The 23,894-nt window shown below is 64.4% G+C and carries 21 protein-coding genes and 1 pseudogene; 12 read left to right on the forward strand and 10 right to left on the reverse strand.

From position 1 onward, the window contains the following. From LB572_RS30880 to LB572_RS30905, 6 genes and pseudogenes are all read left to right on the forward strand, one after another. Positions 1-270: pseudogene (locus tag LB572_RS30880) on the forward strand (sugar ABC transporter substrate-binding protein); the annotation flags it as partial. A 68-nt stretch (positions 271-338) separates the two neighbouring features. Then, the gene (locus LB572_RS30885) at positions 339-1,406 is read left to right on the forward strand and encodes a sugar ABC transporter substrate-binding protein (RefSeq protein WP_140807303.1); all 1,068 of its coding nucleotides are present in this window, start codon (positions 339-341) and stop codon (positions 1,404-1,406) included. A gap of 167 nt (positions 1,407-1,573) precedes the next feature. After that, a complete protein-coding gene (locus LB572_RS30890) occupies positions 1,574-3,076 on the forward strand; it encodes a sugar ABC transporter ATP-binding protein (RefSeq protein ID WP_224670434.1) in 1,503 nt (500 codons plus the stop codon). 42 nt (positions 3,077-3,118) lie between these two features. Further along, positions 3,119-4,108 (forward strand): ABC transporter permease, encoded by a 990-nt coding sequence (locus LB572_RS30895; RefSeq protein ID WP_224670435.1) that lies wholly within the window; start codon positions 3,119-3,121, stop codon positions 4,106-4,108. After that, positions 4,105-5,073, forward strand: coding sequence for an ABC transporter permease (locus tag LB572_RS30900; protein WP_140807300.1), 969 nt, complete (start codon positions 4,105-4,107; stop codon positions 5,071-5,073). The genes LB572_RS30895 and LB572_RS30900 overlap by 4 nt, the downstream gene beginning before the upstream one ends. Before the next feature lie 2 nt (positions 5,074-5,075). Next, the gene (locus LB572_RS30905) at positions 5,076-5,954 is read left to right on the forward strand and encodes an SMP-30/gluconolactonase/LRE family protein (protein ID WP_224670436.1); all 879 of its coding nucleotides are present in this window, start codon (positions 5,076-5,078) and stop codon (positions 5,952-5,954) included. Positions 5,955-6,045: 91 nt separating this feature from the next. Here LB572_RS30905 and LB572_RS30910 read toward each other — a convergent pair whose 3' ends face one another. The 5 genes from LB572_RS30910 to LB572_RS30930 form a co-directional block, all read right to left on the reverse strand. After that, the gene (locus LB572_RS30910) at positions 6,046-6,942 is read right to left on the reverse strand and encodes a dihydrodipicolinate synthase family protein (RefSeq protein ID WP_224670437.1); all 897 of its coding nucleotides are present in this window, start codon (positions 6,940-6,942) and stop codon (positions 6,046-6,048) included. Next, complete coding sequence (locus tag LB572_RS30915; protein WP_224670438.1) at positions 6,939-8,699, reverse strand: hydantoinase B/oxoprolinase family protein; 1,761 nt, start codon at positions 8,697-8,699, stop codon at positions 6,939-6,941. The genes LB572_RS30910 and LB572_RS30915 overlap by 4 nt, the downstream gene beginning before the upstream one ends. After that, complete coding sequence (locus LB572_RS30920; RefSeq protein ID WP_224670439.1) at positions 8,696-10,774, reverse strand: hydantoinase/oxoprolinase family protein; 2,079 nt, start codon at positions 10,772-10,774, stop codon at positions 8,696-8,698. Before LB572_RS30920 ends, LB572_RS30915 begins: the two co-directional genes overlap by 4 nt. A 7-nt stretch (positions 10,775-10,781) precedes the next feature. Beyond that, entirely contained in the window at positions 10,782-10,967 is a 186-nt protein-coding gene (locus LB572_RS34675) for a 4-oxalocrotonate tautomerase (protein ID WP_140807295.1), read from the reverse strand. Between the two features lie 222 nt (positions 10,968-11,189). Beyond that, complete coding sequence (locus LB572_RS30930) at positions 11,190-12,722, reverse strand: UxaA family hydrolase (protein WP_224670440.1); 1,533 nt, start codon at positions 12,720-12,722, stop codon at positions 11,190-11,192. Between the two features lie 197 nt (positions 12,723-12,919). Between LB572_RS30930 and LB572_RS30935 the strand changes: the two genes are divergently transcribed. Beyond that, a complete protein-coding gene (locus tag LB572_RS30935; RefSeq protein WP_140807293.1) occupies positions 12,920-13,624 on the forward strand; it encodes a GntR family transcriptional regulator in 705 nt (234 codons plus the stop codon). Here the strand turns inward: LB572_RS30935 and LB572_RS30940 are convergent. From LB572_RS30940 to dctP, 5 genes are read right to left on the reverse strand one after another with little or no spacing between them, the layout of a single operon-like run. After that, entirely contained in the window at positions 13,619-14,272 is a 654-nt protein-coding gene (locus tag LB572_RS30940; RefSeq protein ID WP_224670441.1) for a hypothetical protein, read from the reverse strand. The two genes, LB572_RS30935 and LB572_RS30940, sit on opposite strands and share 6 nt — an antisense overlap. Before the next feature lie 35 nt (positions 14,273-14,307). Further along, on the reverse strand, positions 14,308-15,777 hold the full coding sequence (gene aldA / locus LB572_RS30945) for an aldehyde dehydrogenase (protein WP_224670442.1): 1,470 nt from the start codon (positions 15,775-15,777) through the stop codon (positions 14,308-14,310). Between the two features lie 26 nt (positions 15,778-15,803). Then, complete coding sequence (locus LB572_RS30950; protein ID WP_224670443.1) at positions 15,804-17,111, reverse strand: TRAP transporter large permease; 1,308 nt, start codon at positions 17,109-17,111, stop codon at positions 15,804-15,806. A 9-nt stretch (positions 17,112-17,120) separates the two neighbouring features. Beyond that, the gene (locus LB572_RS30955) at positions 17,121-17,600 is read right to left on the reverse strand and encodes a TRAP transporter small permease (protein ID WP_140807290.1); all 480 of its coding nucleotides are present in this window, start codon (positions 17,598-17,600) and stop codon (positions 17,121-17,123) included. A 10-nt stretch (positions 17,601-17,610) separates the two neighbouring features. Beyond that, positions 17,611-18,627 carry a TRAP transporter substrate-binding protein DctP gene (gene dctP, locus LB572_RS30960; RefSeq protein WP_181179694.1) on the reverse strand — a complete coding sequence of 339 codons (1,017 nt, stop codon included), beginning with the start codon at positions 18,625-18,627 and terminating at the stop codon, positions 17,611-17,613. Between the two features lie 174 nt (positions 18,628-18,801). Here dctP and LB572_RS30965 point away from each other — a divergent pair, with 174 nt between their 5' ends. The 5 genes from LB572_RS30965 (at position 18,802) to LB572_RS30985 (ending at position 23,868) form a co-directional block, all read left to right on the forward strand. Beyond that, the gene (locus LB572_RS30965) at positions 18,802-19,749 is read left to right on the forward strand and encodes a dihydrodipicolinate synthase family protein (RefSeq protein ID WP_140807288.1); all 948 of its coding nucleotides are present in this window, start codon (positions 18,802-18,804) and stop codon (positions 19,747-19,749) included. A 227-nt stretch (positions 19,750-19,976) separates the two neighbouring features. Further along, positions 19,977-21,017, forward strand: a complete 1,041-nt coding sequence (locus LB572_RS30970) for a proline racemase family protein (RefSeq protein WP_224670444.1) — start codon at positions 19,977-19,979, stop codon at positions 21,015-21,017. Between the two features lie 224 nt (positions 21,018-21,241). After that, complete coding sequence (gene ftsZ / locus LB572_RS30975) at positions 21,242-22,234, forward strand: cell division protein FtsZ (protein WP_140807286.1); 993 nt, start codon at positions 21,242-21,244, stop codon at positions 22,232-22,234. A 272-nt stretch (positions 22,235-22,506) separates the two neighbouring features. Next, a complete protein-coding gene (locus LB572_RS30980; RefSeq protein WP_140807285.1) occupies positions 22,507-22,794 on the forward strand; it encodes a YciI family protein in 288 nt (95 codons plus the stop codon). Between the two features lie 12 nt (positions 22,795-22,806). Then, positions 22,807-23,868, forward strand: a complete 1,062-nt coding sequence (locus tag LB572_RS30985) for a maleylacetate reductase (RefSeq protein ID WP_224670445.1) — start codon at positions 22,807-22,809, stop codon at positions 23,866-23,868. Positions 23,869-23,894: the final 26 nt, after the last annotated feature.

The following is a 23,894-nucleotide window of genomic DNA, read 5'->3' on the forward strand; positions in this document are numbered from 1 at the left end:
CTCGGCGCCAATCCGCCGTCGCTGTCCGCGGAAGCGATCAAGCTCGCGGTGGACATTCTCGATACCGGCAAGAAGCCGACCGACACGACCGTGCTGTTCAACTCGCCCGGCCTGACCACGGATATGGTCGACGCTAAATACGCGCCGAATTCCTCGGCGGTGAAGATCGAGCTCGGCAAGACCGTGTTCCCCGACCTGGCGCCGGGCCTTTCGCTGCCGGTATCGCCGAGCTGGGTGGAGATCACGCCCAAGGAGGCCTCGGGAACCTGATTTGAGGAGTGCGGGGGCGCCGCAGTGGGCGCCACGATTTCGAAACTAAAAAACGGGAGGAGAAAATCATGAAATTATTGAGCCGTTACACCGGCCTCGCAGCGCTTGCCGCCACGATGATGGCGGTTGGCATGCAGGCGGGCCATGCCGAGGACAAGAAGCCTTACACCATCTATCTCTCCAACAATTTCGTCGGCAACGACTGGCGCCAGCAGATGGAGCGCGTCGCCACGGTGTCGGTCAACAAGGGGCCGCTGAAAGGCCGCGTCGACCTCAAGATCGAGAATGTCGAGAACACCGTCCAGGCGCAGATCAACTCGCTGAACAACATCATCCGCCAGAAGCCGGACGCGATCCTGGTCGATGCCGGTTCGGATTCGGCGCTCAACCCCACGATCAAGAAGGCCTGCGACGCCGGTATCGTCGTCATCAGCTTCGACCAGGTGGTGACCGAGCCTTGCGCCTATGCCGTCGCTTCCGATTGGGACCGCATTCCCGCCGTCATGGCCGAGTGGATGGCCACGCAGCTTGGCGGCAAGGGCAACATCATCCTCGACCGCGGCCTCGCCGGCGCGCCGATCTCGGCGCAATTGCAAGGCGGTTATGAGAAGGTGCTGGCGAAATATCCCGACATCAAGGTTGTCGGCTATTACAACGGCAACTATGCGCTCGGTCCGGAACAGTCCGGCGTGGCGGCACTGCTTGCCGCCAATCCGAAGATCGACGGCATCATGACGCAAGGCTACGGCTCAGGCGCCATCCAGGCGCTGAAGGACGCCGGCCGGCCGATCGTCCCGGTCGTCGGCTTCTCCTACAATGTCGCGGCCGTCACTTGCGCGCAGACGCAGGGCGCCAAGTGCATCCTCGGCTCGAATCCGGCCTATCTGTCCTCGGAAGCGATAAAGCTGGCGGTGGATATCCTGGACACCGGCAAGAAGCCGGCCGAACGTTCGGTGTCGGTCAAGGGCGATTTCGTGACGACCGATCCTTTCGAGTCGAAGCTCTATCCGGGCACCAAGATGATCAAGATCGCGGTCGGCGAGAATGCCTTTCCCGACCAGGCGCCCGGCCTGACCCTGCCGATCACGCCCGACTGGGTCGAGATCACCGCCGCGGAAGCGGCCGGCAGCAAGTAACATCCTGTTCCACGATCCTGTCTCCCGGCATCGAGCGGTGCCGGGAGACCTTTTCGAGCAATTCCAGGAAAAGTGTGAGCGGTTTTCCGTCCGGAATTGCGTAAAAACAGGGAGATAGAGCGTTTCGCCGTTTCCGTGAAACGGTGAAACGCTCCAGAAGGCGGCCCATGGATCTCATCACCGTCAATGGTTTGTCAAAACGCTATGGCGGCATCGTCGCGCTGAGCGAAGCCGCATTCAGCGCCCGGGCCGGCGAAGTGCACGCGCTGCTCGGTGAGAATGGCGCTGGCAAAAGCACCTTCATCCAGATCCTGTCCGGTGCCGTGCAGCATGACGGCGGTTCGATCCTCATCGACGGGCAGGACTATCGCCCCGCCAATCCGGATGCCGCGCGGGCGCGCGGCATTGCCGCCGTCTTCCAGGAACTGTCGCTCATTCCCGATCTCAGCGTCGAGCAGAACATCTGGTTTCGCCACGAACCCCGGACCCCGCTTGGCACCGTCAATCGCGGCGAGATGCGCCGCAGGACGCTGGCGCTGCTCGAAGAATACGATTTCCCGGCGCTGCGCCCCGAGCAGGAATTGCGGCGGCTGACGCTGGCGGAGCGACAGATCGTCGAGATCGCCAAAGGGCTCGCCAAGGATCCGCGCATCCTGATCCTCGACGAGGCGACCTCGGCGCTGCCGGCGCGTGAAGCCGAATGGCTGTTGAAGCTGACCCGCCAACTAGCCGCCGAAGGCAGGCTGGTCATCTTCATTTCGCACCGCATGGCCGAGGTGCGCGCCATCGCCGACCGGCTGACCATCTTCCGCAATGGCAGCACCGTCGCCGCGCATGAGGCCAATGCCGTCTCCGACGACGAGATCGTCACCCAGATGATCGGCCGGCATCTCGACCGGCTCTATCCCGAGCGCGTGCCGACCATGACCGATCGCATCGCGCTCAAGGTCGCGAACCTCGCCAGCGGCAGCCGGCTTTCGGGCGTGGACTTTTCGCTCCGCGAGGGCGAGGTGCTCGGCGTTGGCGGTCTGCAGGGCCACGGCCAGCGCGAGCTGTTCCAGGCGCTGTTCGGCGCCACGAAAGCAAACGGCACGATCGAACTTTGGGGCAAGCCCACCGCGATCGGCAATCCGCGCCAGGCCCTGACCGGCAAGGACGGCATCGCGCTGGTGCCGGAAGACCGGCGCGGCCAGGGTCTGCTCCTGACCAAGAGCGTGCGCGAGAACCTGACGCTGTCGGTGATCAAGCGTTTCACCGAAAACGGCCTGCTCAGCCGGCAGAAAGAAGCGGCCCTCGTCAAGGAGATGGTCGATTTCCTGCGTATCAAGGCCGGCACCCCGGAACAGCTCGCCGGCACGCTGTCCGGCGGCAACCAACAGAAGGTGATCTTCGGCAAGATGCTTCTGACGCAAGCGCGCGTGCTGCTGCTCTACGATCCGACGCGCGGTGTCGATGTCGGCACCAAGGGCGAGATCTTCCAGCTGATGCGCGACCTCGCCGCCAAGGGCTACGCGATCCTGTTCCATTCGAGCGACATGCCGGAGCTCGTCCATGTCGCAGACCGCGTGTTGGTCATGCGCAACGGCCGTGTCGCCGCGACGCTCGAGGGCGATCATATTTCGGAGGAGGGAATCCTGCGCGCCGCCATGCTTGAAACCAGGGCTGCCTGAGGCATGGTGATGTCCGCGGAGCAAACTGTGGAGACGGCGCAGATGCCGGCGCAAACGAAGGACACCAGGCCGGGCGTCGATTGGCGCGGCCGCGCGCTCGACCGCGCGCCGCTCCTGGTCGCCTGCCTGATGCTGGCCTTGATTGTCGTCATCTATGGCAGCCTGCAGTCCGGCGTGTTCACGCTGGACGAACTCAATCTCGACACGGCGGCGGCGATGACGCTGATGCTGGCGGCGACAGGACAGACCATCGTTCTGCTGCGCGGCGGCATCGACCTGTCGATCGGCGGCATGATCAGCCTCGGCACGGTGATCGCGGCGACGCGCTTCACCGACGATCCTTCGACCACGGCGTTCTGGGCGCTGACAATACTGGCGCTCGGTTTCCTCATCGGCGCGCTCAACGGCTTGCTGATCTCGCTGCTCAAGCTGCAGCCTTTCCTGGTGACGCTCGCCACCTGGTCGATCCTCAACGGCGTCGCCATGATCATCCTGCCGACCGATGGCGGCAGCGTTCCCGGTTGGTGGGTTGGCTTCGCTTCCGCGCAGCTCCTCGGCCTGACCAGTCCTGTCTGGATGCTGCTGGGGCTGCTCGTGTTCTGGTGGTGGTTCCGCGCGACGCGCGTCGGCATCACCATCCAGGCCTCCGGCTCCAACGAGAAATCGGCCTTCCTGTCGGGTGTTTCCATCACCCGCGTCAACATCGTCACCTACGGTCTGTCCGGCCTGTTCGCCGCGGGCGCCGCGCTGTTCCTGATAACGCAGACCGGCGCCGGCTCGCCGACCATCGGCAAGGACTATATCCTGCCTTCGGTGGCGGCCGCGGTGATCGGCGGCGTCAGCCTGTTCGGCGGCCGCGGCCATCTCGCCGGCACGCTGATCGGCGCTTTCGTGCTCACCCTCATCGGCAACCTGGTCTTCGTCCTGCACGTGTCGAGCTATTGGCAACCGGTCGCGTCCGGCGTAATCCTGCTGCTCTCGGTGCTCGCCAGCTCGGTCGCCGAGAAAGCCGCGCGGAGCCGCGTGCAATGAGCGCTTTCCTCGCCCGCAATCGCCTCATCGTGCTTGCCTATGCCGGCATGGTCGTGCTGCTCCTGGTCACGGCGATTTTCTCGCCAGGTTTCCTCTCGGTCTCCAACATGCGCTCGACCGTCGTGCTGGCGGCTTTCGTCGGCATCGTCGCGCTCGGCCAGACTTTCGTCATCATCGGCGGCGGCATCGACCTGTCGGTGCCCTGGGTTCTGAATTCTGCCGCGATCGTCATGGCGCTGCTCTGCGGCGGGCAGGATTTGCCGCTGGTCTGGGTGATGCCGCTTTTGCTCGCCGGCGGCGCCTTCATCGGGCTTGTCAATGGCGTCGGCGTCGCCCAGTTCGGCGTGCCGCCGATCATCATGACCTTGGCCACCAACGTCATCCTGCAGGGCCTGATCCTGGTTTTGACCGGCGGCTCGCCGACGCCGTCGGCGCCGGCGCTGATCCAGTTCCTGTCGGTCGGGCGACTCGGTGGCTTTCCAGTCATCGCGCTGATCTGGCTCGCGCTGACGTTGATCGCCACGCTGCTGCTTTCCAAGGCGGCATTCGGGCGCCACCTCTATGCGCTCGGCACCAGCGCCACCGTCGCCGAATTCTCCGGCGTGCCGACGGCGCGCACCACCATCCTGACCTATGTCGTCTCGGGCCTCACCGCCGCTTTCGCCGGCATGCTTTTGACAGGCTATTCTGGCCAGGCCTATCTCGGCATGGGCGACGCCTATCTGTTCACCTCGATCGCCGCGGTCGCCATCGGCGGCGCCTCGATCCTCGGCGGCAGCGGGCATTATCTCGGCACCGTCGCGGGCGCCATGGTGCTCACCATCCTCACCGGGCTCTTGCCGGCGCTCAACCTGTCGAGCGGCGCGCTGCTCGTCGTCTATGGCGCGGTGATCCTGATCACGGTGTCGATCGGCAGCGAGACCTTCGCCGGGCTCGGCGGCAGAATTCGCGGCAGAAGGGCTTGAACATGGTCGAAATCACTTGCGTCGTCGATGCGGGGGCAGAGCTTGGCGAAGGCACGCTCTGGGATCCGAAGGCCGGCGTGCTGTGGTGGATCGACATCTGGAAGAAACTGATCCACCGCTACGATCCCGCTACCGGCAAGGACGAGGTGTTCGAGACGCCGGAATATCTCGGCTGCCTCGGCCTGCGCGAGAAGGGCGGCCTGGTTCTGACCATGGCCGACGGCTTCCATTTCTTCGATCCTGCGACCGGCAAGTTCGAGGCAATCGTCGACCCGGAAGCGCATATGCCGAAGACCCGCTTCAATGACGGCAAGCCGGACCGGCAGGGACGGTTCTGGTCGGGCTCGATGTTCGAAGCCCCGGGCCAGCTCGAATTCATCGGCGCGCTTTACCGGCTCGACGCCGATCTTTCCGTGCACAAGATGATCGACGGCATCGGCTGCTCCAACGGGCTCGCCTGGAGCCCGGATTCGAAGACCATGTATTTCTCCGACAGCCATGCCGGCGCGGTGTGGGCCTATGATTTCGATCCCGCCACCGGCGGTATCGAGAACCGCCGCACCTTCATCGACATGACGGTCACCGGCGGCGTCGCCGATGGCGCCACGGTCGATGCCGAGGGCTGCTACTGGGTGACCGTCCCGGTGACCAGCAAGGTCTGCCGCTACGATCCGAAGGGTAGGCTGATGCAGACGGTGCTGCTGCCGACCGACCTGCCGACCTGCTGCGAGTTCGGCGGCAAGGACCTCGACATCCTCTATGTCACCTCTGCCGTGCTCAAGCGTCCTGCAAGCCATTTCGTCGGCCAGAAGCAGCCGGGCGGCCTGTTCGCGCTCGACGTCGGCGTCAAGGGCCTGACGCTGCCGGCATTCAAGGGATAACGCCGGCAATCGAGGCCGACGATATCACGGGCGGTGTCTCGACCTTTCGTAACGAGGCAGTCCCGTCGCCATCGAAGCTGCCGCCATTGCATCAAGCAAAATGCGATCGAAGGCCGGCGATGGTTTCGTTGATCACGGCCACCACTTTGGCCTTTTCGCTGTCTTCGATCGGCAGGCGGGGCCTGCGGACGTGCTCCGGGGCGCCGTAGACGAGGTGCTCGGCCATCTTGATGTACTGGACCAGCTTGACATCGGTATCGAGGTGGAAAGCAGGGGTCATCAGGCGGTACAACGGCAGCGCGGTCTTCAGGTCGGCCGCGCGGCCTGCGTTGAACAGTTTCACGCATTCGTCCGGCCAGGCGTTGGTCATGCCGGATACCCACCCGACAACGCCCAGCGCAAGGCTCTCCAGGATCAGGTCATCGACGCCGCAAAAGATGTCGAAGCGGTCGCCAAAGGCATTGAAAAGATCGGTGACGCGGCGGATGTCGCCGGTCTCTTCCTTGATCGCCACGATGCCGGGAACGTCGGCCAGGCCTTTCAAGGTCTCGACATCGACATCGACCTTGTAGGCGATCGGATTGTTGTAGATCATCACCGGCAGGTCGCTGGCTTCGGCGACTGCCTTGTACCAGGCTACGGTCTCGCGGCGATCGGTACGGTAGGCAAGGCTCGGGAAGGTCATCAATCCCTGCGCGCCGAGCTTCTGGTAGTTGCGCGCGGCCCAGACGGCGTTGTCGGTGGACAATTCCGCAAGGCCGGAAAGCAGCGGCACTCGTGCGGCCACCACTTCCCTGGCGGCCGAGACCACCGAATCGCGCTCCGGCTGGGTCAGCGTGGCATTCTCGCCAAGCATGGGCAGGACGATCACGCCCGACACGCCGTTGTTGATCAGCCGGTCGATACTGGCTTGCGTGGCTTTCAGGTCGATGGCGCCGGAAGCATCCATCTTGGTGGTCACCGCGGGAAATACGCCGCTCCAGGTCATGAGGTCTTCTCCTTGGTTGGGATGCGGCTGTCGAGCGGCATCGAAGATGAATCGGTAGTTCGCATCGCGCCAGGCGCCGACGGAACGTTCGGCGGAACTGCGTCATCGTTGCCGTAGTCGGTTTTGGCCCGTTCGGGCGAAACCTTGCCGTTGACCAGATCGGCGAGAAGGGCGGCGCGGTCGCGCAGGCCTGGATCGCCCCATCCGCCGCCACCGGCTTGCTCGTGACGCAGCACCGTGTCCTTGCCTATTTCGAGCGTGACCTTGGCCGGCAGCTCCCGCCAGTCGCCACCCTGCTTGATGCTATTGCGCGACAAAGCGCCGGGCGCTCCGCCGAAGAGGCCGTAGGGCGGGTGCTCGTGGCGATCCGCGCGCAGCTGGAGAACGGCGTGGTCGGCCATCAGCCGGTACTGGCGGTTGAGCCCCAGACCGCCGCGAAACTGCCCGGCGCCGCCCGAGTCCGGCCGCAGCGAGTATTCCTCCATCAGCAGGGGATAGCGGGCCTCGATCGTTTCGATCGGCAGGTTCGACATGTTCTGGCTGGGATTGGTGACGCCTTCGATGCCATCCTTGTCGGCGCGGCCGCCCCATGCTCCGTTGATCATGTCGACCAACACGAAGGGACGTCTGGCATCGCCATGATAGCCGCCGATGGCCACGACCGTGTTGCCGCCTTCGCCAGCCGCCATCAGTTTCGCGGGCGCGATCCGGGCCAGCGCACCGAGCACCGTATCCACTACCCTGTAGCCGGTCAGGGCGCGCGCCGCGACCGGCGCCGGCATGGTCGGGTTGAGGATGGAACCCTCGGGCGCCGTCACCGTGATGCAGCGGTAGACGCCGGCGTTGTTCGGCACGTCATGGTCGAGCGCGCAGCGTATGCTGAGATAGGTGGACGATTTGGTGAAGGACAGCGTCGCGTTGATCGCGCCCTTGACCTGCGGCGACGAGCCGGCGAAATCGACCCACAGATGGTCGCCCTTCACCGTGATCTTGCAGGCGATCGGGATCGGTTCGGTCGAGAAGCCATCGCCGTCGATATAGTCGGTGAAGGTGTAATCACCGTCCGGCCAGGACGAAATGGCCTTGCGGGTCAGCGCTTCGCCATAGTCGATCAGCCGGTCGAAATAGATCTCCAGGTCGTCGCCGTAGCGTGCGAACAGGCGCAGCATCTCCCGCTCGCCGATGTTGCAGGTGGCGTATTGCGCATCGAGATCGCCGAGCACCAGATCGGGCAGCCGCACATTCCTCTCGATGATGGTCAGCAGCGTCCGGTTGGGCGCGCCGCGCTCATAGAGCTTCATCGGCGCGATGCGGATTCCTTCCTGGAAGATTTCGGTGGAATCCGACGCGTTCGAGCCCGGCACGCGACCGCCGACGTCGCAATGGTGGGCGATGACCACCGAAAACCCGAGCAGCCGCTCGGAGGCGAAGATCGGCTTGAACATGAATATGTCGGGCAGGTGCATGCCGCCGTCGTAAGGATCGTTGAGGACGATCACATCGCCGGGGAAGAGATCGCCTTGGAACCGTTCCAGCACGACGGCCATCGCGTCGGGAACCGCGCCGAGATGCAGCGCCACGGTCTTCGCCTGCGACAGGATACGTCCCTGGCGGTCGCAGATGGTGACCGAATAGTCGAGGACGTCGCGCACGATGGGAGAGCGGGCCGTGCGCATCACGGCATAGGCCATGTCATCGACGATGGTGTCGAGACCCGACTTGATGACGGCGAAGGTGATGGGGTCGACGGTGTTCATCGCGTCGCCCCCGATGTCGCCACGAGGCTGCCCGTATTATCCGGTCCGACGGTGAAGCCGGGCGGAATGACGATGGTCGTGTCCGGGCAGTCGATGACGAGCGGCCCGCTTGATTTGCCTAGCACTGCGTCGCGGCGCACGACCGGCGTATCGAGCGCCATGGCTGGACCAAAATGGATGAGGCGCGAGGATGGCGCACCGGAGGCGGTCGCCTCTACTGGCCGCACGGTCCGGAAGTCGAATGGCACGCCGCTTCGTGCATGCGCATGCAGCCGCAGCACGACGGCCTCGATCGTGTCGGTCGGCGTGTAGCCATAGGTGTCACGATAGGCGGCAAGGAAGAGCGGCCGCAGGGCGGCCGGGTCGAAGGGGCCGTCGAGCGGGATCGTAAGCGCCGCGTCCTGTCCCTGCAGCCGCAGGTCCATCATGGCGGCGAAGGTGATCGTTTCGGGGCTGTAGCCCTGTGCCGTCAACGCGGCGGTCGCGGCATGGCGCATCTCTTGTGCCGCGGCTTCGACCTGCGCGGCGCCCAACGATTGCAATATCCCTTGCAATGGCCCCAATTCGTGGTGCTCGACGCTGCCGGCCAACATGCCCGTCGCGGTGAACACGCCCGGCGATGGCGGGAAGACGACCCGCCCGATGTCAAGCATCGCAGCCAGGTCGCAAGCATGGACAGGCCCGGATCCGCCGTAAGCGAGCAGCGTCAGCCCACGCGGATCAAGACCGCGCTCGACGGTGACTGCGCGGATGGCGCGCATCATGTTGGCGTTGGCGATCTCGCGGATGCCGCGCGCGGCGGCCTCGACCGACAGGCCGAGTGGCCTGCCTATGGCCTGTTCGATCGCCTGCCGTGCCGCCTCGATATCAAGCACGACACTGCCGCCGGCAAGCTTCCCCGGTAGGAAGCCAAGCACCACATTGGCGTCCGTCACGGTCGGTCTCGCGCCGCCAAGGCCGTAGCAGACCGGACCCGGATTTGCCCCGGCAGAGATCGGGCCGACGGTGATGAGCCCGGCGGCATCGATCGCAGCGATCGAACCGGCGCCGTTGCCGACCTCCGCCACATCGACCGTCGGCACACGCATCATGTATCCGCCGGCCTTGATGAAACGCGAGGGCACGGACATTCCGGCCCGGAACTCATACTCGTGGGTGCGGCTCAAGACACCGCGGCTGACGAGCGCCGCGGAAGCCGTCGTGCCTCCCATGTCGAAGGCAACCAGATCCGGTTCGCCGATCGCCGCGCCGAGGCGCGCCGCTCCGACAGCGCCGGAGGAACGGCCGGAAGAGATGAAGAACACCGGTTTTTGCCGCGCCGTGGTCGAAGAGGAGAGGCCGCCGTTGGAATTGCCGATCAGGAGAGGCGCGGTTACGCCCGCCTCGCGCAGGCCTTGCTCGAGCCGGACCAGATATGCGCTCAGCGACGGCAGCACATAGGCGTTCACCGCGACGGTCGATGTGCGTTCGTACTCACCCGCCTCCGGCAGGACGTCAACCGAAGCGGTGACGGGAATGCCCGGAAAGGCAGTGGCGAATGCCTGCAGGGCCGCCCGCTCGTTGGTCGGGTTCTTGTAGGAATTCAGGAAGCAGATCGCGACGGATTGCACGCCTTCGGCGATGAAGAAGCGGCCTGCCTCGATCACGTCCGTTTCCCTGAGCGGCGTCATGATCGTGCCGTCGGCCAGCGTGCGCTCCTCAGCCTCCAGCCGGTAGCGGCGCGCCACTAAAGGTTCGGGCTTGTCCCAGGTGAGGTCGAACATGCCGGGCGTGCGAAGCCTGCCGATTTCCAGCACGTCGCGGAAGCCGCGCGTCGTGATCAGGCCCGTTCGCGCGCCTGCCTTCTGCAAGAGCGTGTTCGATCCGACGGTGGTTCCGTGCACGACTTCGGCGAGTTGACCCGGGCGCGTACCGCTTTCTTCGAACAACTGCCGCATGCCGGCAAGAACGGCCTGTTCGGGCGCGGCCGGGGTGGAGCTCACCTTGGCCGAAAACACCGCTCCGTCGTCTCGCGACAGGACGAGATCGGTGAAGGTGCCTCCGATGTCGACACCGAGCCGGGCGGTTGCAGGCATCGCTGGTTTACTTGTCGCTGGCGAGCGCGCCGCCGACGGCCCAGTCGTGCTTCTCGACATCCTCGAAGATGATATCGATCGCTTCCGGCGCGCATTTGAGGATGCGGCTCGCCTCCTGCGTCACGACGCGGGCGAACTCACGCTTTTGCTCTATCGTGCGCCCCTTCAGCAGCTTCACATTGATGGCCGGCACAATCCCCTCGTTTCTTTTCCTTGAGCGGTTCGCCGTTTCACGGCAACGGCGAACCGCTCTATCTCTTTGTTTCGAGGCAATTCCGGACGGAAAACAGCTCACACTTTTCCTGGAATTGCTCTCTAGATCAGGATGACGTTCGTTGAATCGCCATCCTGATCTAACTCTTTGTTGGAGCATGATCTTCTCCGAAAACCGGTTCCCACTTTTCGGGATCATGCTCTAAAGCCATGCGTTGACGTGCCATGGCGCGAACTCGTCCTCGCCATAGCCCAGCAGTTCGCTCTTGGTGGGCCTGCCGGAGGCGGTCGCCAGCATGGCCCGGAAAATCTCCTCGCCCATCTCCTCGACGGATTTCTCGCCGTCGAGGATCGCGCCGCAATTGATGTCCATGTCCTCTTCCATGCGGGCGTACATGGCGGTGTTGGTGGCAAGCTTGATCGACGGTGCCGGCCGGCAGCCGAAGCAGGACCCGCGTCCGGTGGTGAAGGCGATCAGATTGGCGCCGCCCGCCACTTGCCCGGTCGCCGACATCGGGTCGAAGCCGGGCGAATCCATGAAGACCAGGCCGCGCTTTTCCACCGGCTGGCCGTAGCCATAGACTTCGACAAGGTTCGTCGAGCCGCCCTTGGCGACCGCGCCCAGCGACTTTTCGAGGATCGTGGTGAGGCCGCCGGCCTTGTTGCCGGGGGAGGGATTGTTGTCGAAACCCTGGGGCTCGTTTTTGGTGTAGTCTTCCCACCAGTCGAGCAGGCCGATCAGCCGCTGGCCGACCTCGGGGCTGACAGCGCGTTCGAGCAAGAGATTTTCGGCGCCGTAGATCTCGGGCGTTTCGGCGAGGATCGCCGTGCCGCCGCAGGCCACCAACCGGTCGACCGCCGCGCCCAGCGCCGGATTGGCGGTGATGCCGGAAAAGGAGTCGGAGCCGCCGCATTGCAGGCCGACCATGAGTTCGCTGGCGGGAATGGGCCGGCGCTCGGTCTTTGCCGCGCGCTCGAGCATTGCCTCGACGATCTCGATGCCGTGCGCCACGCTGGAGCGCGTGCCGCCCGTTTCCTGCATGACCAGCCTGGCGAGGCCGTCGCCGAGCTCAAGATTTTCTTCCTCGACCAACTGGTCGATCTGGTTGTCCTCGCAGCCGAGCCCGACCAGAAGCACTCCAGCAAAGTTGGGGTGCCGGGCATAGCCGGCAAGCGTCCTGCGCAGCATGCCCATCGACATCGAGCCGTCGGCGACGCTGCAGCCGGACTTATGCGTCAGGGCGACCACGCCGTCGATGCCGGGATAAGGGGCGAGCGCCGCCGGATGGCGGAAATGATCGGCAATCATCCGCGCCACGAGCGCCGAACAATTCACCGACGTCAGCACGCCGACGTAGTTTCGGGTGGCAGCCTTCCCGTCGGCCCGCAGATATCCATCGAAGGCAGGAACCTGAGACGGAGCGAGGCGCACGGCGTTGGAGAGCCTGGTGCCGACAGCGTGGGCCGCCATCGACTGCTCGAAGCCCATATTGTCGAGATGGACATGAGCGCCGGCCGGGATGGCCGCGGTGGCAATGCCGATCGGCTGGCCGAGGCGATGAATGACGTCACTAGGGCCAAGCGGCCGCAGCGAGACCTTGTGTCCGAAGGGAACGGCCGTCGCCGCGACGAGCCCGAACGGCGACAGCGGCTCGCCGGCCGCGATATCGCGCAGGGCGATGGCGATCTCGTCACCCGCTTTCAACTGCAGCGCAACGGCTGAAGGAACCGTCATCAATCATTTCCTCGGCTGGAGCATATAGTCGCTTGATTGTCAGCAATCAGCAAGCGTAAATTGCGGATAGCAGAGAGCTTTTGTAAGGCCAGGGCCGAACGAGACGGGCTTCCCAGCCGAAAGGGTTTTTGGGCGCGGTCGTTGCGAAGGCGGATTGGCCCGAATATGTACGTTTGCGATGGGTGTGAGTCGCGCTGATGGCGAAGCTGGCAAGTCTCAAGTCGGAAAAACGGCTGCTCGACCGGCGAGCGGCCGATCAGATCCGGTCGCATATACTGGAGGGCGTCCTGCCGGCCGGCGAGAGGTTGCTGGAGACGCAACTGTCGGAAGAGCTCGAGGTGAGCCGCGGCACCGTGCGTTCCGCGCTGGCCCAACTGGCCAATGAGGGGCTGGTCAAGCAGGTGGCTTTCACCCGCTGGGAAGTATCGGGTGCTTCCGTCTCCGATGCCTGGGAAATCTATACGCTGCGCGGCGCGCTGGAAGGCCTTGGCGCCCGGCTGGCGGCGGCCAATGTCCAGGCCGCCGACGGCAAGCGCCTGCGCGCAATTGCCGAAGAACTCGTGCAGGCGGTCCGGCAAAAGCGGTTCCAGGATGCGATCGGAATCGATTTCGACCTTCATACCGCCATCGTCGGGCTTGCCCATCACAAGCGGCTCGCCGAACAGCACCGTTTCATCCTGCAGCAGGTGCGGTTCCACATGGTGCAGTCGGGCTTCCTGCCCGACGACTACGAAGCATTGATCGCCGAGCACCAGAAACTGATCGAGACGGTCATCGCCGGAGACGCGGATCACGCCGAGACGCTGGCGCGCAACCACAACGAAGCCGAGGTCAAGCTCCTGGCGAAACTGCTGAAGCAGGGCGCCTCGTCGGCCGGGGCCGCGCGCGAAGCAGCGTCATGATCCGGCGCCAATAGCGGTCAAAGCCCCGCGAAGATTGTCGCTGAGGATATGCAGGTCGCCGCGGAAACCCCGCAGCGCGCTTGCGATCAGCCCGAGGTCGACAGCTTCGCCATGTCGGGTGGTGTAGCCCTCGGCATTGTCGGCCGGTCCGGGATATTTGCCGCGCGGGTCGCGGTAAAGGTCGATCCCCGCGACCACAAGCCGGCTGGGCCGCAGAAGCGCGGCGACCGCAACCATCAGCGCGCCGTTGGTGGGTATCCGGGCGGCTGTCAGGTCGGCGACGCTCGGTTCAAAACGGTCGAGAAAGGCGTAGCCAGCCAGGCGTGCAGCCGCGCCATAGCTTTGCAGGATCGGCTTTCCCTCGGCCTCCGTCGGGAAGATCACGATCGGCGCCCGCGCCAGCCGCACCACATCGGGGTCGCCGGTGAAGACCACGTCGGGGGAGGCCATCCAACCGCGTTCCAGCCAGATCCAGTTGACGCGGAACAGGGCCGCACCGCCATAGTTGGCGATACGCGCGTCCTCCGACGAGGGCCCGTTGCCGAGGCAGACGATCGTGCCGGGCGCGCCGAGCCGCGACTTCAGATCGGCCAGCGCGGCGATGCGTTGGCCTGACAAGGCGTCGTCGATGTCTTTTTCGTCAGCCATGATGCCGCCAGCCTCACAGGCGCGCCGGCCCGAAGTCAGGCATAATTGACGTAGATCGTCTTCTTCTGGAAGTAGGCGTCGAGACCGTACTTGCCGTCCTCGCCGCCGATGCCGCTGTCACGGATGCCGGCATGGTGCGCGTGAACGGCGTCGCCGCCGGGGCGGTTGACGTAGATCTCGCCGAACTTCAACTCGCGGATCAGCCGCATCATGCGCCGCATGTCCTTGGTGAAGACATAGGCCGACAGCCCGTAACGGGATTCGTTGGCGAGCCGCAGCCCCTCGTCGAAGTCCGTGACCGTCATCACCGGAACCACCGGACCGAACACTTCGTCCTGCATGATGCGCATCTGGTTGTCGGCGACGGTCATCACGGTAGGCTCGTACCAGTGGCCGCGCGAAAACTCGCCCTCGGTCAGACGCCGGCCGCCCGTCAGGATCTTCGCGCCGGCCTTGCGGGCCTCGTCCACCATCCGGTCGACCTTGTCCAACTCGATGCCGCTGACCTTCGGGCCGACATCGACCATCGTGGTCGGGTCGCCAACCTTCAGCGCCTTCACGGCGCGGGTGAATTTGTCGAGGAACTCGTCCGCGATCTTGCGATGGACATACATGCGCTCGTTGCAGATGCAGATCTGGCCGCAATTCTCGAAGCGCGACAGCACCGCCGCGCGCACCGCCGCGCCGATATCGGCGTCCTCCGCCACGACGAACGGCGCCTTGCCGCCGAGTTCGAGGCGCAGCAGCTTAAGGTCGTCGGCCGCTGCGCGGAAGATTTCCTTGCCGGCGCGTACCGATCCCGTGAGCGTGATCAGCCGCGGGATCGGGTGGCGCACAAGCGCCGCGCCGATGCCTTCGCCGGTGCCGGAAACCACGTTGATGACGCCGGGCGGAAAGTCGAGCTGCGAGGAAAGCTGCGCGATTTCCAGCGCCGAGACGGGGGTCGCTTCATGCGACTTGATGACGATCGTGTTGCCGGCCAGCAGCGCCGGACCCATCTTGCGGCACATCAGCGCCGCCGGATAGTTCCAGGCCGTCAAGCCGACGACAACGCCATGCGCCACGCGCTGGATCCAAATCTGCTCGTCAGGCACGTCCGACGGCAGGATGTCGCCGGTGATGCGGCGGGCCTCTTCCGCGGCATAAGTCAGGTAGAGGGCCGCGCCTTCGATCTCGCCGCGCGCCTCCTGGATCGGCTTGCCCTGTTCGGCGACGACGATGCGGGCGAGCCGCTCGCGGTTTTCCAGGATGAGCCGGGCGAGATCCTTCAGCAGCTGGCCACGGCTTGCCGGCGGCATCGCCTCCCAGGCGGGTTGCGCGGCGCGTGCCGCGACCAGGGCGCGATCGGCGTCGTCCTCCCCGCCTTTCGGCACCGAGGCGATCACCGTTCCCGTCGCGGGGTTCTCGACCTCGATCCATTCCTTGATCGTCGAATCCACCCACTGGCCGCCGATATAGTGGCGGTAGCGGTCCGTCCCTTTGACAAGTTCTTTCATGGCCAGCATGGGCAAAATTCCAAGGTGAGAGAAGCCTAGTGAAAGCCGCCTGCAGGCACGTAGCCCGCCATCTTGGGCAGCCAGAGCGTGATCTGCGGAATGAAGACGAGGACGAAGAGCGAGATCACCATCAGGGCCAGCAGCACCCAGATCTCGCGCAGGATCGCACCGACCTTGATGCCGGTGATGCCCGAGATCAGATAGAGCACCTGGCCCATCGGCGGATGGATCAGCCCGATCATCATGTTCACGGTCGAGACGACCCCGAAATAGACCGGGTCGATGCCGAGGTCGCGCACCGTCGGCATCAGGATCGGGATGACGATGAGGAGCAGCAGAAGCGTGTCGAAGAGCGCCCCCAGCAGGATGAAGAGCAGGGTGACGACGAACATGAACATGCGCGGGCCCATGTCCATCTCGGCGATCCAGACGCCAAGCACCGCAGGCAGCCGTTCGGCAGCCACGATATAGTTCATCACCACCGCTCCAGCGATCGTGATACCCACGATAGCGGTGGATTTGGAAGAGTTGAGCAGCACCTCGAAAAGCTTCTTCGGCGACATGGTGCGGTACCAGAAGATCGCCAGCACAAGCGCGACAAAGGCCGCGACAGCGGCCGCTTCGGTCGGCGTGACCGCGCCAGTGTAGATCCCGCCCAGCAGGATGGCAGGCAGCAGCAGCGTCGGCCCGGCGTCGCGGGTCACGACGATGGCTTCCTTCAGCGTCGGCTTCGGCTGTGTGGGGAAATCCTGGATGCGCGCCTGGATGGCGACGAGCCCCATCATGACGGCGGCAAGGAAGAGGCCAGGGCCGACGCCGCCGAGGAAGAGGTAACCGATCGAGGTGTTGGTGACGACGCCGTAGAGCACCATCGGGATCGATGGCGGGATGATCGGACCCAGGATCGCCGAGGTGGAGGTCAATGCCGCCGCGAAGCCGGGCCGGTAGCCGGCTTTGATCATCATGTCGATGGAGATCTTGCCAGGCCCCGCCGCGTCGGCAAGCGCGCTGCCGCTCATGCCGGCGAAGATGACGCTGGCGATGATGTTGACATAGGCCAGCCCGCCGCGGAACCGCCCGACGATCAGGCTGGCGAAGCCGAAGAGCTTGTCGGTCATCTCGCCGGCATTCATCAATTCAGCCGAGAAGATGAAGAGCGGCACGGCGAGCATGACGAAGTTGCCGTAGACGCCGTTGAGGCTCTGGCTGGCGACAAGGCCGAGATCGCCCCCGCTGACCAGGAAATAAACGATGCCGGCGGCAAGCATGGCATGGCCGAGCGGCATGCCGAGGAACGTCCAGACGAAGAACAGGACGAACATGGTGATGGCTGCGAACGACATGCGGTCTTCCTAGAGATGCTGTTCCCAGCCCGGACGAAGGAGCTGCCAGATGCGGATGAAGGAGTTCACCACCACGGCGATCACGAAGGCCAGGAAGCATCCGAAGACGAGTGGCATAGGCACCCTCAGCAGCATCGAATGGCGGCTTCGGAGAAACCAGATGTAGTCGGCGATCGCCACCAGCGTGGCGAGGAAAAGCAGCGCAAGGGACAGCGTGATGAAGAGCGCCAGAATGCGTCTCGCCGGTGGCGGGAACACGCCGTAGATCACGTCGAAGACGATGTGCTGGCGCTCCTTGAGGAGGATGTCGCTCGTCCAGAAGACGATCCAGACGAAGCCGATCGCGCAAAGCTCGTTCGACCACGCGACCGGTGTGTTGAAGACGTAGCGTCCCCCGACGCCGATCACGAAGCCGGCGAACATCAGGGCGAATGCCACGACGCTCACCGACTCCGAGAAGCGCTTCCAGAAAACCAGGAATTTCCGCATCGGCCCAGGCTTATGCGGCGCCGATGCGATCGAGCAGGCCCTTCGGCCAGTTCTTCGAGAAATCCGAATTCACGAAAGCATCGAGCACATGTTTGCGGAATGCGTCGACATCCGGCTTGGTGACGGTGTTGCCATGCGCCTCGAAGAAAGCCTTGCCGTCGGCTTCGGTTGCCTTGACGCCGTCGTCATTGACTTTCTTGGCGGCATCCTCGGCATCGAGGATCGCTTTCTTCTCGTCGTCCGTCAGACCGTCCCAGAAGGCCTTCGGCATGGTGAAGAAGACGTTGGCCACCTGGTGCCCGGTCAGGACTACCTGCTTCGAGACTTCGTAGAATTTCGACGCGATCGCATCCGGCAACGGATTTTCGAGGCCGTCGATCGTACCGGTCTGCATGGCGAGATAGACTTCCTCGAACGCAAGCGGCGTGGCGGCGGCGCCAAGCGCATTGCCGAGGAACTGCCACGACGCGGAGCCGGGCATGCGCAGCTTCACGCCCTTGAGGTCGTCGGGGACGTTGACGGTGCGCGCCTGCCGAAGGATGACGTGGCGCGTGCCGAGATACTGGCTCCTGACGATCTGCAGCTGCAGGTCGCCGGCCACCTTCTCCTTGAATTCCTTGCCGACGTCGCCGTCATAAACGGCATCGAGGTGGGCGGCGTCGCGGAACAGATATCCAGTTGTGAAGATGGAATATTCGGGGATGAGTTCCGCGATATCGGACGGCGATGTCAGCGCGATCTCCAGGTTGCCGCGCTGCATGGCTTCGATCTCGCTGCCTTGCGCGAACAGAGTACCGTTATAATGAAGCTGCACGTCGAAGGCGCCGGGCATCGACTTGTCGAGCGCCGCCTTGAAGGCCTGCAGTCCCTTGGACTGCCACTCGGTGTCAGGCCCAGGCGTCGAGGCGCGGATGACCTTGCCGGCGGCATGCGCCAGGCGTGACACGAACGGCGTGGCCAACACGCCGAGGGTTCCCTTCAGGACAGTGCGGCGGCCGACGTTCTGCTTGAGGAAAGACTGCTCCATGCTCCCAACCCCTTCCATCTCTTGTCTTTGTTCCCTGCTCGACGCTGACGGCCAAGCCACTGAATGTTTCCACTATGTCGGGAACCGGTCAAGCTGAATGTTGACAATAGGCAATTAATCATCATTTCTTGAGAAGACAGACGACCATCCAGGCAGGACCGAGTTGCGACCCGCATGAAATCCGACACCTCGGCTTTGCCAAAATCAGATTGCCTGATGGTCGCCGCGGCCACGCCGCTGACGGCTGATTTCCATCCCAACCTGCCGCTTCTGATCAGTCACATTTCCATGTTGCTGCGGTCCGGCTGCGATGGCGTCGCGCTGTTTGGAACGACCGGCGAAGGAACTGAATTTTCTGTCCAGGACAGAACCGCCACGCTGGACGCGCTGGTCGGAGCGGGAACAAACCCGCGCCGTCTGATCGTGTCCGCGGGGGCATTGTCGATACCCGACGTCGTGGAACTGGCGACCAATGCGCTCGACCATGGGGTCGACAGCCTGTTGCTGATGCCTCCTTGCGTCTATCGGGGCGGCATCACGGAAGACGGCACGTTTCGTTTCTACGCCACCGTCATCGATCGGATCAGGCGAGACGATCTCCGGCTATGCCTCTATCATTTCCCCGATATATGCGGCGTCCCCATCACTCCGCGCCTTGTGCGCCGCCTCGATGAGGCCTATCCGGGGCTGATCAGCGGGGTGAAGGACAGTGGCGGCGATCTCGACTTCACCGAAGCCCTGATCCGTCGATTTTCTCATCTGGCAATCTACACCGGCTCGGAAACCCATTTGCCGCAGGCGCTCGCGGCGGGCGCGCGAGGCACGATATGTGGCCTTGGCAATGCGATGCCGCGCCTGATGCGAGCGATATTTGACGCGCCAACGGCTTTCGATCGTCGCCAACTGGTCCCCGCTCTTCTGGCTGGCGACACCATCTTGTCGCGAAGTCCGTTCCCGGCCGCCGTGAAGGCGCTCCTGGCCGCGTCGACGGGCGAAAATGACTGGGGCCTCGTGCTTCCTCCCATGGCGGAGGTTCATATGCCTGAGCGCGATTGGCTGCTTCGGGATTTCAAGCGCTGGGAATCGAGACTGCCGGCCGAGTTGCGAAGCCTGTTCCAATAGCGCGGTGTCCCCTGGAAGGCCTGTCGCCTTCGGTAACAACGAGGCAGACGATGCCGGCGGATGCCCGCATCGTCTGCACTTCCTGGGCTGCCGAACCGCTCCAAGCGGCGGGAAAAGCGTTGGCGGTCAGGATTCTCCTTGAGGCTGGCGCGCGGATTGATCAGTTTGTCTCCGAAGCAGGGTCACTTGCCAGTCGGACAGCCGCGGCGGACAGGGAGAAAAAAGCAATGCGCACCAAAACCAGCATCCGCGTCGTCGGCTGCCATGCCGAGGGCGAGATCGGCGACGTCATCGTCGGCGGCGTGCTGCCGCCCGCTGGCCGCACGATGATGGAAAAGATGATCACGATGGAACGCGATCACGACCATATAAGGCGCATGCTGATCTGCGAGCCGCGCGGCAGCGTTGCCCGGCATGTCAATCTCCTGGTGCCCGCGACGCGCGAAGATTGCGCCGCCGGCGCCATCATCATGGAGCCAACCGAATATCCGCCGATGTCCGGCTCCAACACGATCTGCGTCGCCACGGTGCTGCTCGAGACCGGTATGGTGCCGATGCAGGAGCCCGAGGCCCGCTTCAAGCTCGACATGCCTGGCGGCGTCATCGAGGTGCGCGCCGAATGCCGCGACGGCAAATGCCTGTCGATCACGCTGCGCAATGCCCCGGCCTTCGCCGAGCGCCTCGATGCCAATATCGAGGTCGAGGGGTTGGGAACGCTGAAGGTCGACGTCGCTTACGGCGGCATGTTCTACGCCATCGTCGATGCCAAGGCGCTCGGCTTCTCGGTCGTTCCGGATGAGGCCCGCGAGCTGGCCGTGGTCGGCGAGAGGGTCCGCCGCGCGGCGCGCGAGCAGCTCGATGTCGTGCATCCGCAATTCGATAATGTGCGCGGTGTGTCCATCGTCCAGTTCGCCATGCCGTTCCAGGGACCGGGCAAGGTCACACGCAACACCTGCATCGTCTCGCCCGGACGCTCCGACCGCAGCCCGACGGGAACCGGCACCTCGGCCCGCATGGCGGTGCTGCAGGCGCGGGGCCAGATGAAGGAAGGCGAGGTGCTGATCCACGAATCCATCATCGGCTCGCGCTTCACCGGCAAGATCCTCGAGCTCACCGAAGTCGCCGGGCGCAAGGCGATCGTGCCGCAGATAACCGGCAGAGCCTGGATCACAGGAGAGCACAATTATTATCTCGACCCGACGGATCCGTACCCGCAAGGCTACGTGCTGTCGGACACCTGGGGCACCTCGACTTCGGTGACGCAATAGAATTTTGCCGCAACGGTTCCGGCTCGGATCCCTCGTTCGGCAGATGCCTTCCAGCTCTCGGCCGCGGCATCTGCACCTGTGCAGAATGTCAGCGGACCTTGCAGGGAGGCGCCTGCTCTGATTCCCTGCACTTGGTGGGGGTCGCCTGATTCGCGTGCTTGTTGTTCCGGTCCCGCATGGTCGCGGGGCAGGGCAGCAGGTGCTTTTGGTAGAAAGATGAAAAAATGAGCGCCAAGCCGGAAATCCTGGAGATGAGGCCCAAGATCACCGTCGTCGGGGTCGGCGGCGCCGGCGGCAACGCCGTCAACAACATGATCGCCGAAGGGCTGGAGGGCGTCGAGTTCGTCGTCGCCAACACCGACGCCCAGGCGCTCACCATGTCGAAGTCGTCGCGGCTGATCCAGTTGGGCGCGCATGTGACGGAGGGCCTGGGCGCCGGGTCGCTGCCCCAGGTCGGCAGCGCCGCCGCGGAGGAATCCATCGACGAGATCATGGATCATCTGGCGGGAACGCATATGTGCTTCATCACCGCCGGCATGGGCGGCGGCACGGGAACCGGTGCGGCGCCCGTGATCGCGCGGGCCGCGCGCGATGCCGGCATCCTGACGGTGGCCGTCGTCACCAAGCCTTTCGTCTTCGAAGGCAAGCGCAGGACCCAGGCGGCGGAGGAAGGCATCGAACGGCTTCGCGAGAGCGCCGACACCGTGATCGTCATTCCGAACCAGAACCTCTTCAGGGTCGCCGACGCCAGGACCACCTTCGCCGATGCCTTCGCCATGGCGGACCGCGTTCTCTACGCGGGTGTCGGCTGCATCACGGACCTCATCGTCAAGGAAGGCCTGATCAACCTCGATTTCGCAGACGTGAAGTCGGTGATGCGGGACATGGGCCGGGCGATGATGGGAACCGGCGAGGCCTCCGGGGAGGGGCGCGCCAAGATCGCGGCCGAGGCGGCGATCGCCAATCCGCTCCTCGATGAAGCATCGATGTCCGGCGCCAGGGGGCTGCTCGTGTCGATCTGCGGCGGCATGGACATGACGCTGTTCGAGGTCGACGAAGCCGCGACGCGGATCAGGGAAGAAGTCGACGCCGATGCCGACATCATCGTCGGCGCCATCTTCGACCAGGCATTGGCGGGAAAATTCCGCGTGTCGGTCGTCGCGACCGGTTTGCGCAAGAGCGCAGAGATCGCCCAGTTCGAGCAGCGGATCGCCTGACGATCGCGATCTCGCGGCCGCGTTTGTCCGCGACCGCACGATGCAATTGGCCGATATTCGTTTCCGGCGGCGAGGAATCACAAGCCGCGCGCGCTGCCGGTCAGCGCCTTGCGCGCTTCGTCGTCGCAAGTCCTCACGATCGCATCGGCCGCATCTGTCCATTTTGGACCAATTCACCGGCCTGCTCGATAGGCGCCGGTTTAAGTTCCGGCAGGGAGGAGTAGAATTTAGCGACGATCGATGATGCGTCGCGCCTACCCGGGAGGACTATCTTGCTCTTTGCCGTCCACTGTCTCGACCATGCCGATGCGCTTCAGCGCCGGCTTGCCAATTACGATGCCCACAAGGCCTATCTTGCCGCCGGCCCGGTCGCGACCGTGATCTCGGGGCCGCTGGTCGCGGCGGACGGCGCAACCATGATCGGCTCGCTCTTCGTCTTTTCCGCGGACAACATCGAGGATGTGAAGGCGTTCAACGCGGGCGACCCGTTCAACGCCGCCAATGTCTGGCAAAGCGTCAGCATCAATCCCTTCCTCTTGCGTGTCGACAACCGGGCCTGAGGGGAGCGCTCGATGAAAAGCTTCGTCTACAATGGCCAGCCGGCGCGCGTCGTCTTCGGATCGGGCACGATCGCAAGGCTGCCGGAGGAGATCGACCGTCTGGGGCTGAAACGCGTGCTCGTGCTGGCAACGCCGCCGCAAGAGGCCGACGCACGGCGTCTTGCCGGATCGCTCGGCGGCACGGCAGCCGGGGTCTATGCCAGGGCGACAATGCATACGCCCCTATCGGTGACCGAGGACGCGCTGCGCGTCGTGGCGGAGCTTCAGGCCGACGGGCTGGTCGCGGTCGGCGGCGGCTCCACGACGGGCCTCGCCAAGGCGATCGCGTTGCGCACCGACCTGCCGCAGATCGTGATGCCGACGACCTATGCCGGCTCGGAAATGACGCCCATCCTCGGCGAGACCAAGGATGGCGTGAAGGTCACCCAATCGAACCCGAAGGTGCTGCCTGAAGTGGTGATCTATGACGTCGACCTGACGATGACGCTTCCCGCTTCCTTGTCGGGAACAAGCGGCATGAACGCCATCGCCCATGCGGTCGAGGCGCTCTATGCCAGGGAAAGCAACCCGGTGATAAACCTGATGGCCGCCGAGGCCATCGGCGCATTGGTGAGTGCCTTGCCGGTCATCGCCGAGAGCCCGCACGATCGCGACGCGCGCTCCCAGGCGCTTTACGGCGCCTGGCTCTGCGGCATCTGCCTCGGCTCGGTCGGCATGGCGCTGCACCACAAGCTTTGCCACACGCTTGGCGGCAGTTTCGATCTGCCGCATGCGGAGACCCATACGATCGTCCTGCCGCATGCGCTGGCCTATAACGCCCCCGCCGTCCCGGCCGTCATGGAAACCCTGCGGGCGGTGCTGAAGACGGACGATCCGGCGATGGCTCTCTACGATCTCGCCGGCCGGATCGGCGCCAGGCGAGCACTCTCCGAGATCGGCATGCCGGACGACGGGATCGACATCGCGACGGACCGTGCGCTGGCCAATCCCTATTGGAACCCGCGGGCGCTGGAGCGGGAACGGATCCGGGCCCTTATCGCGCGTGCCTATGCCGGCGAGCCGCCGCAGGCCTGACAAACCGAACGTCCCTGGAGGAGTTA

The sequence above is a fragment of the Mesorhizobium sp. BH1-1-5 genome, from assembly GCF_020165615.1.
GTDB lineage: Bacteria > Pseudomonadota > Alphaproteobacteria > Rhizobiales > Rhizobiaceae > Mesorhizobium.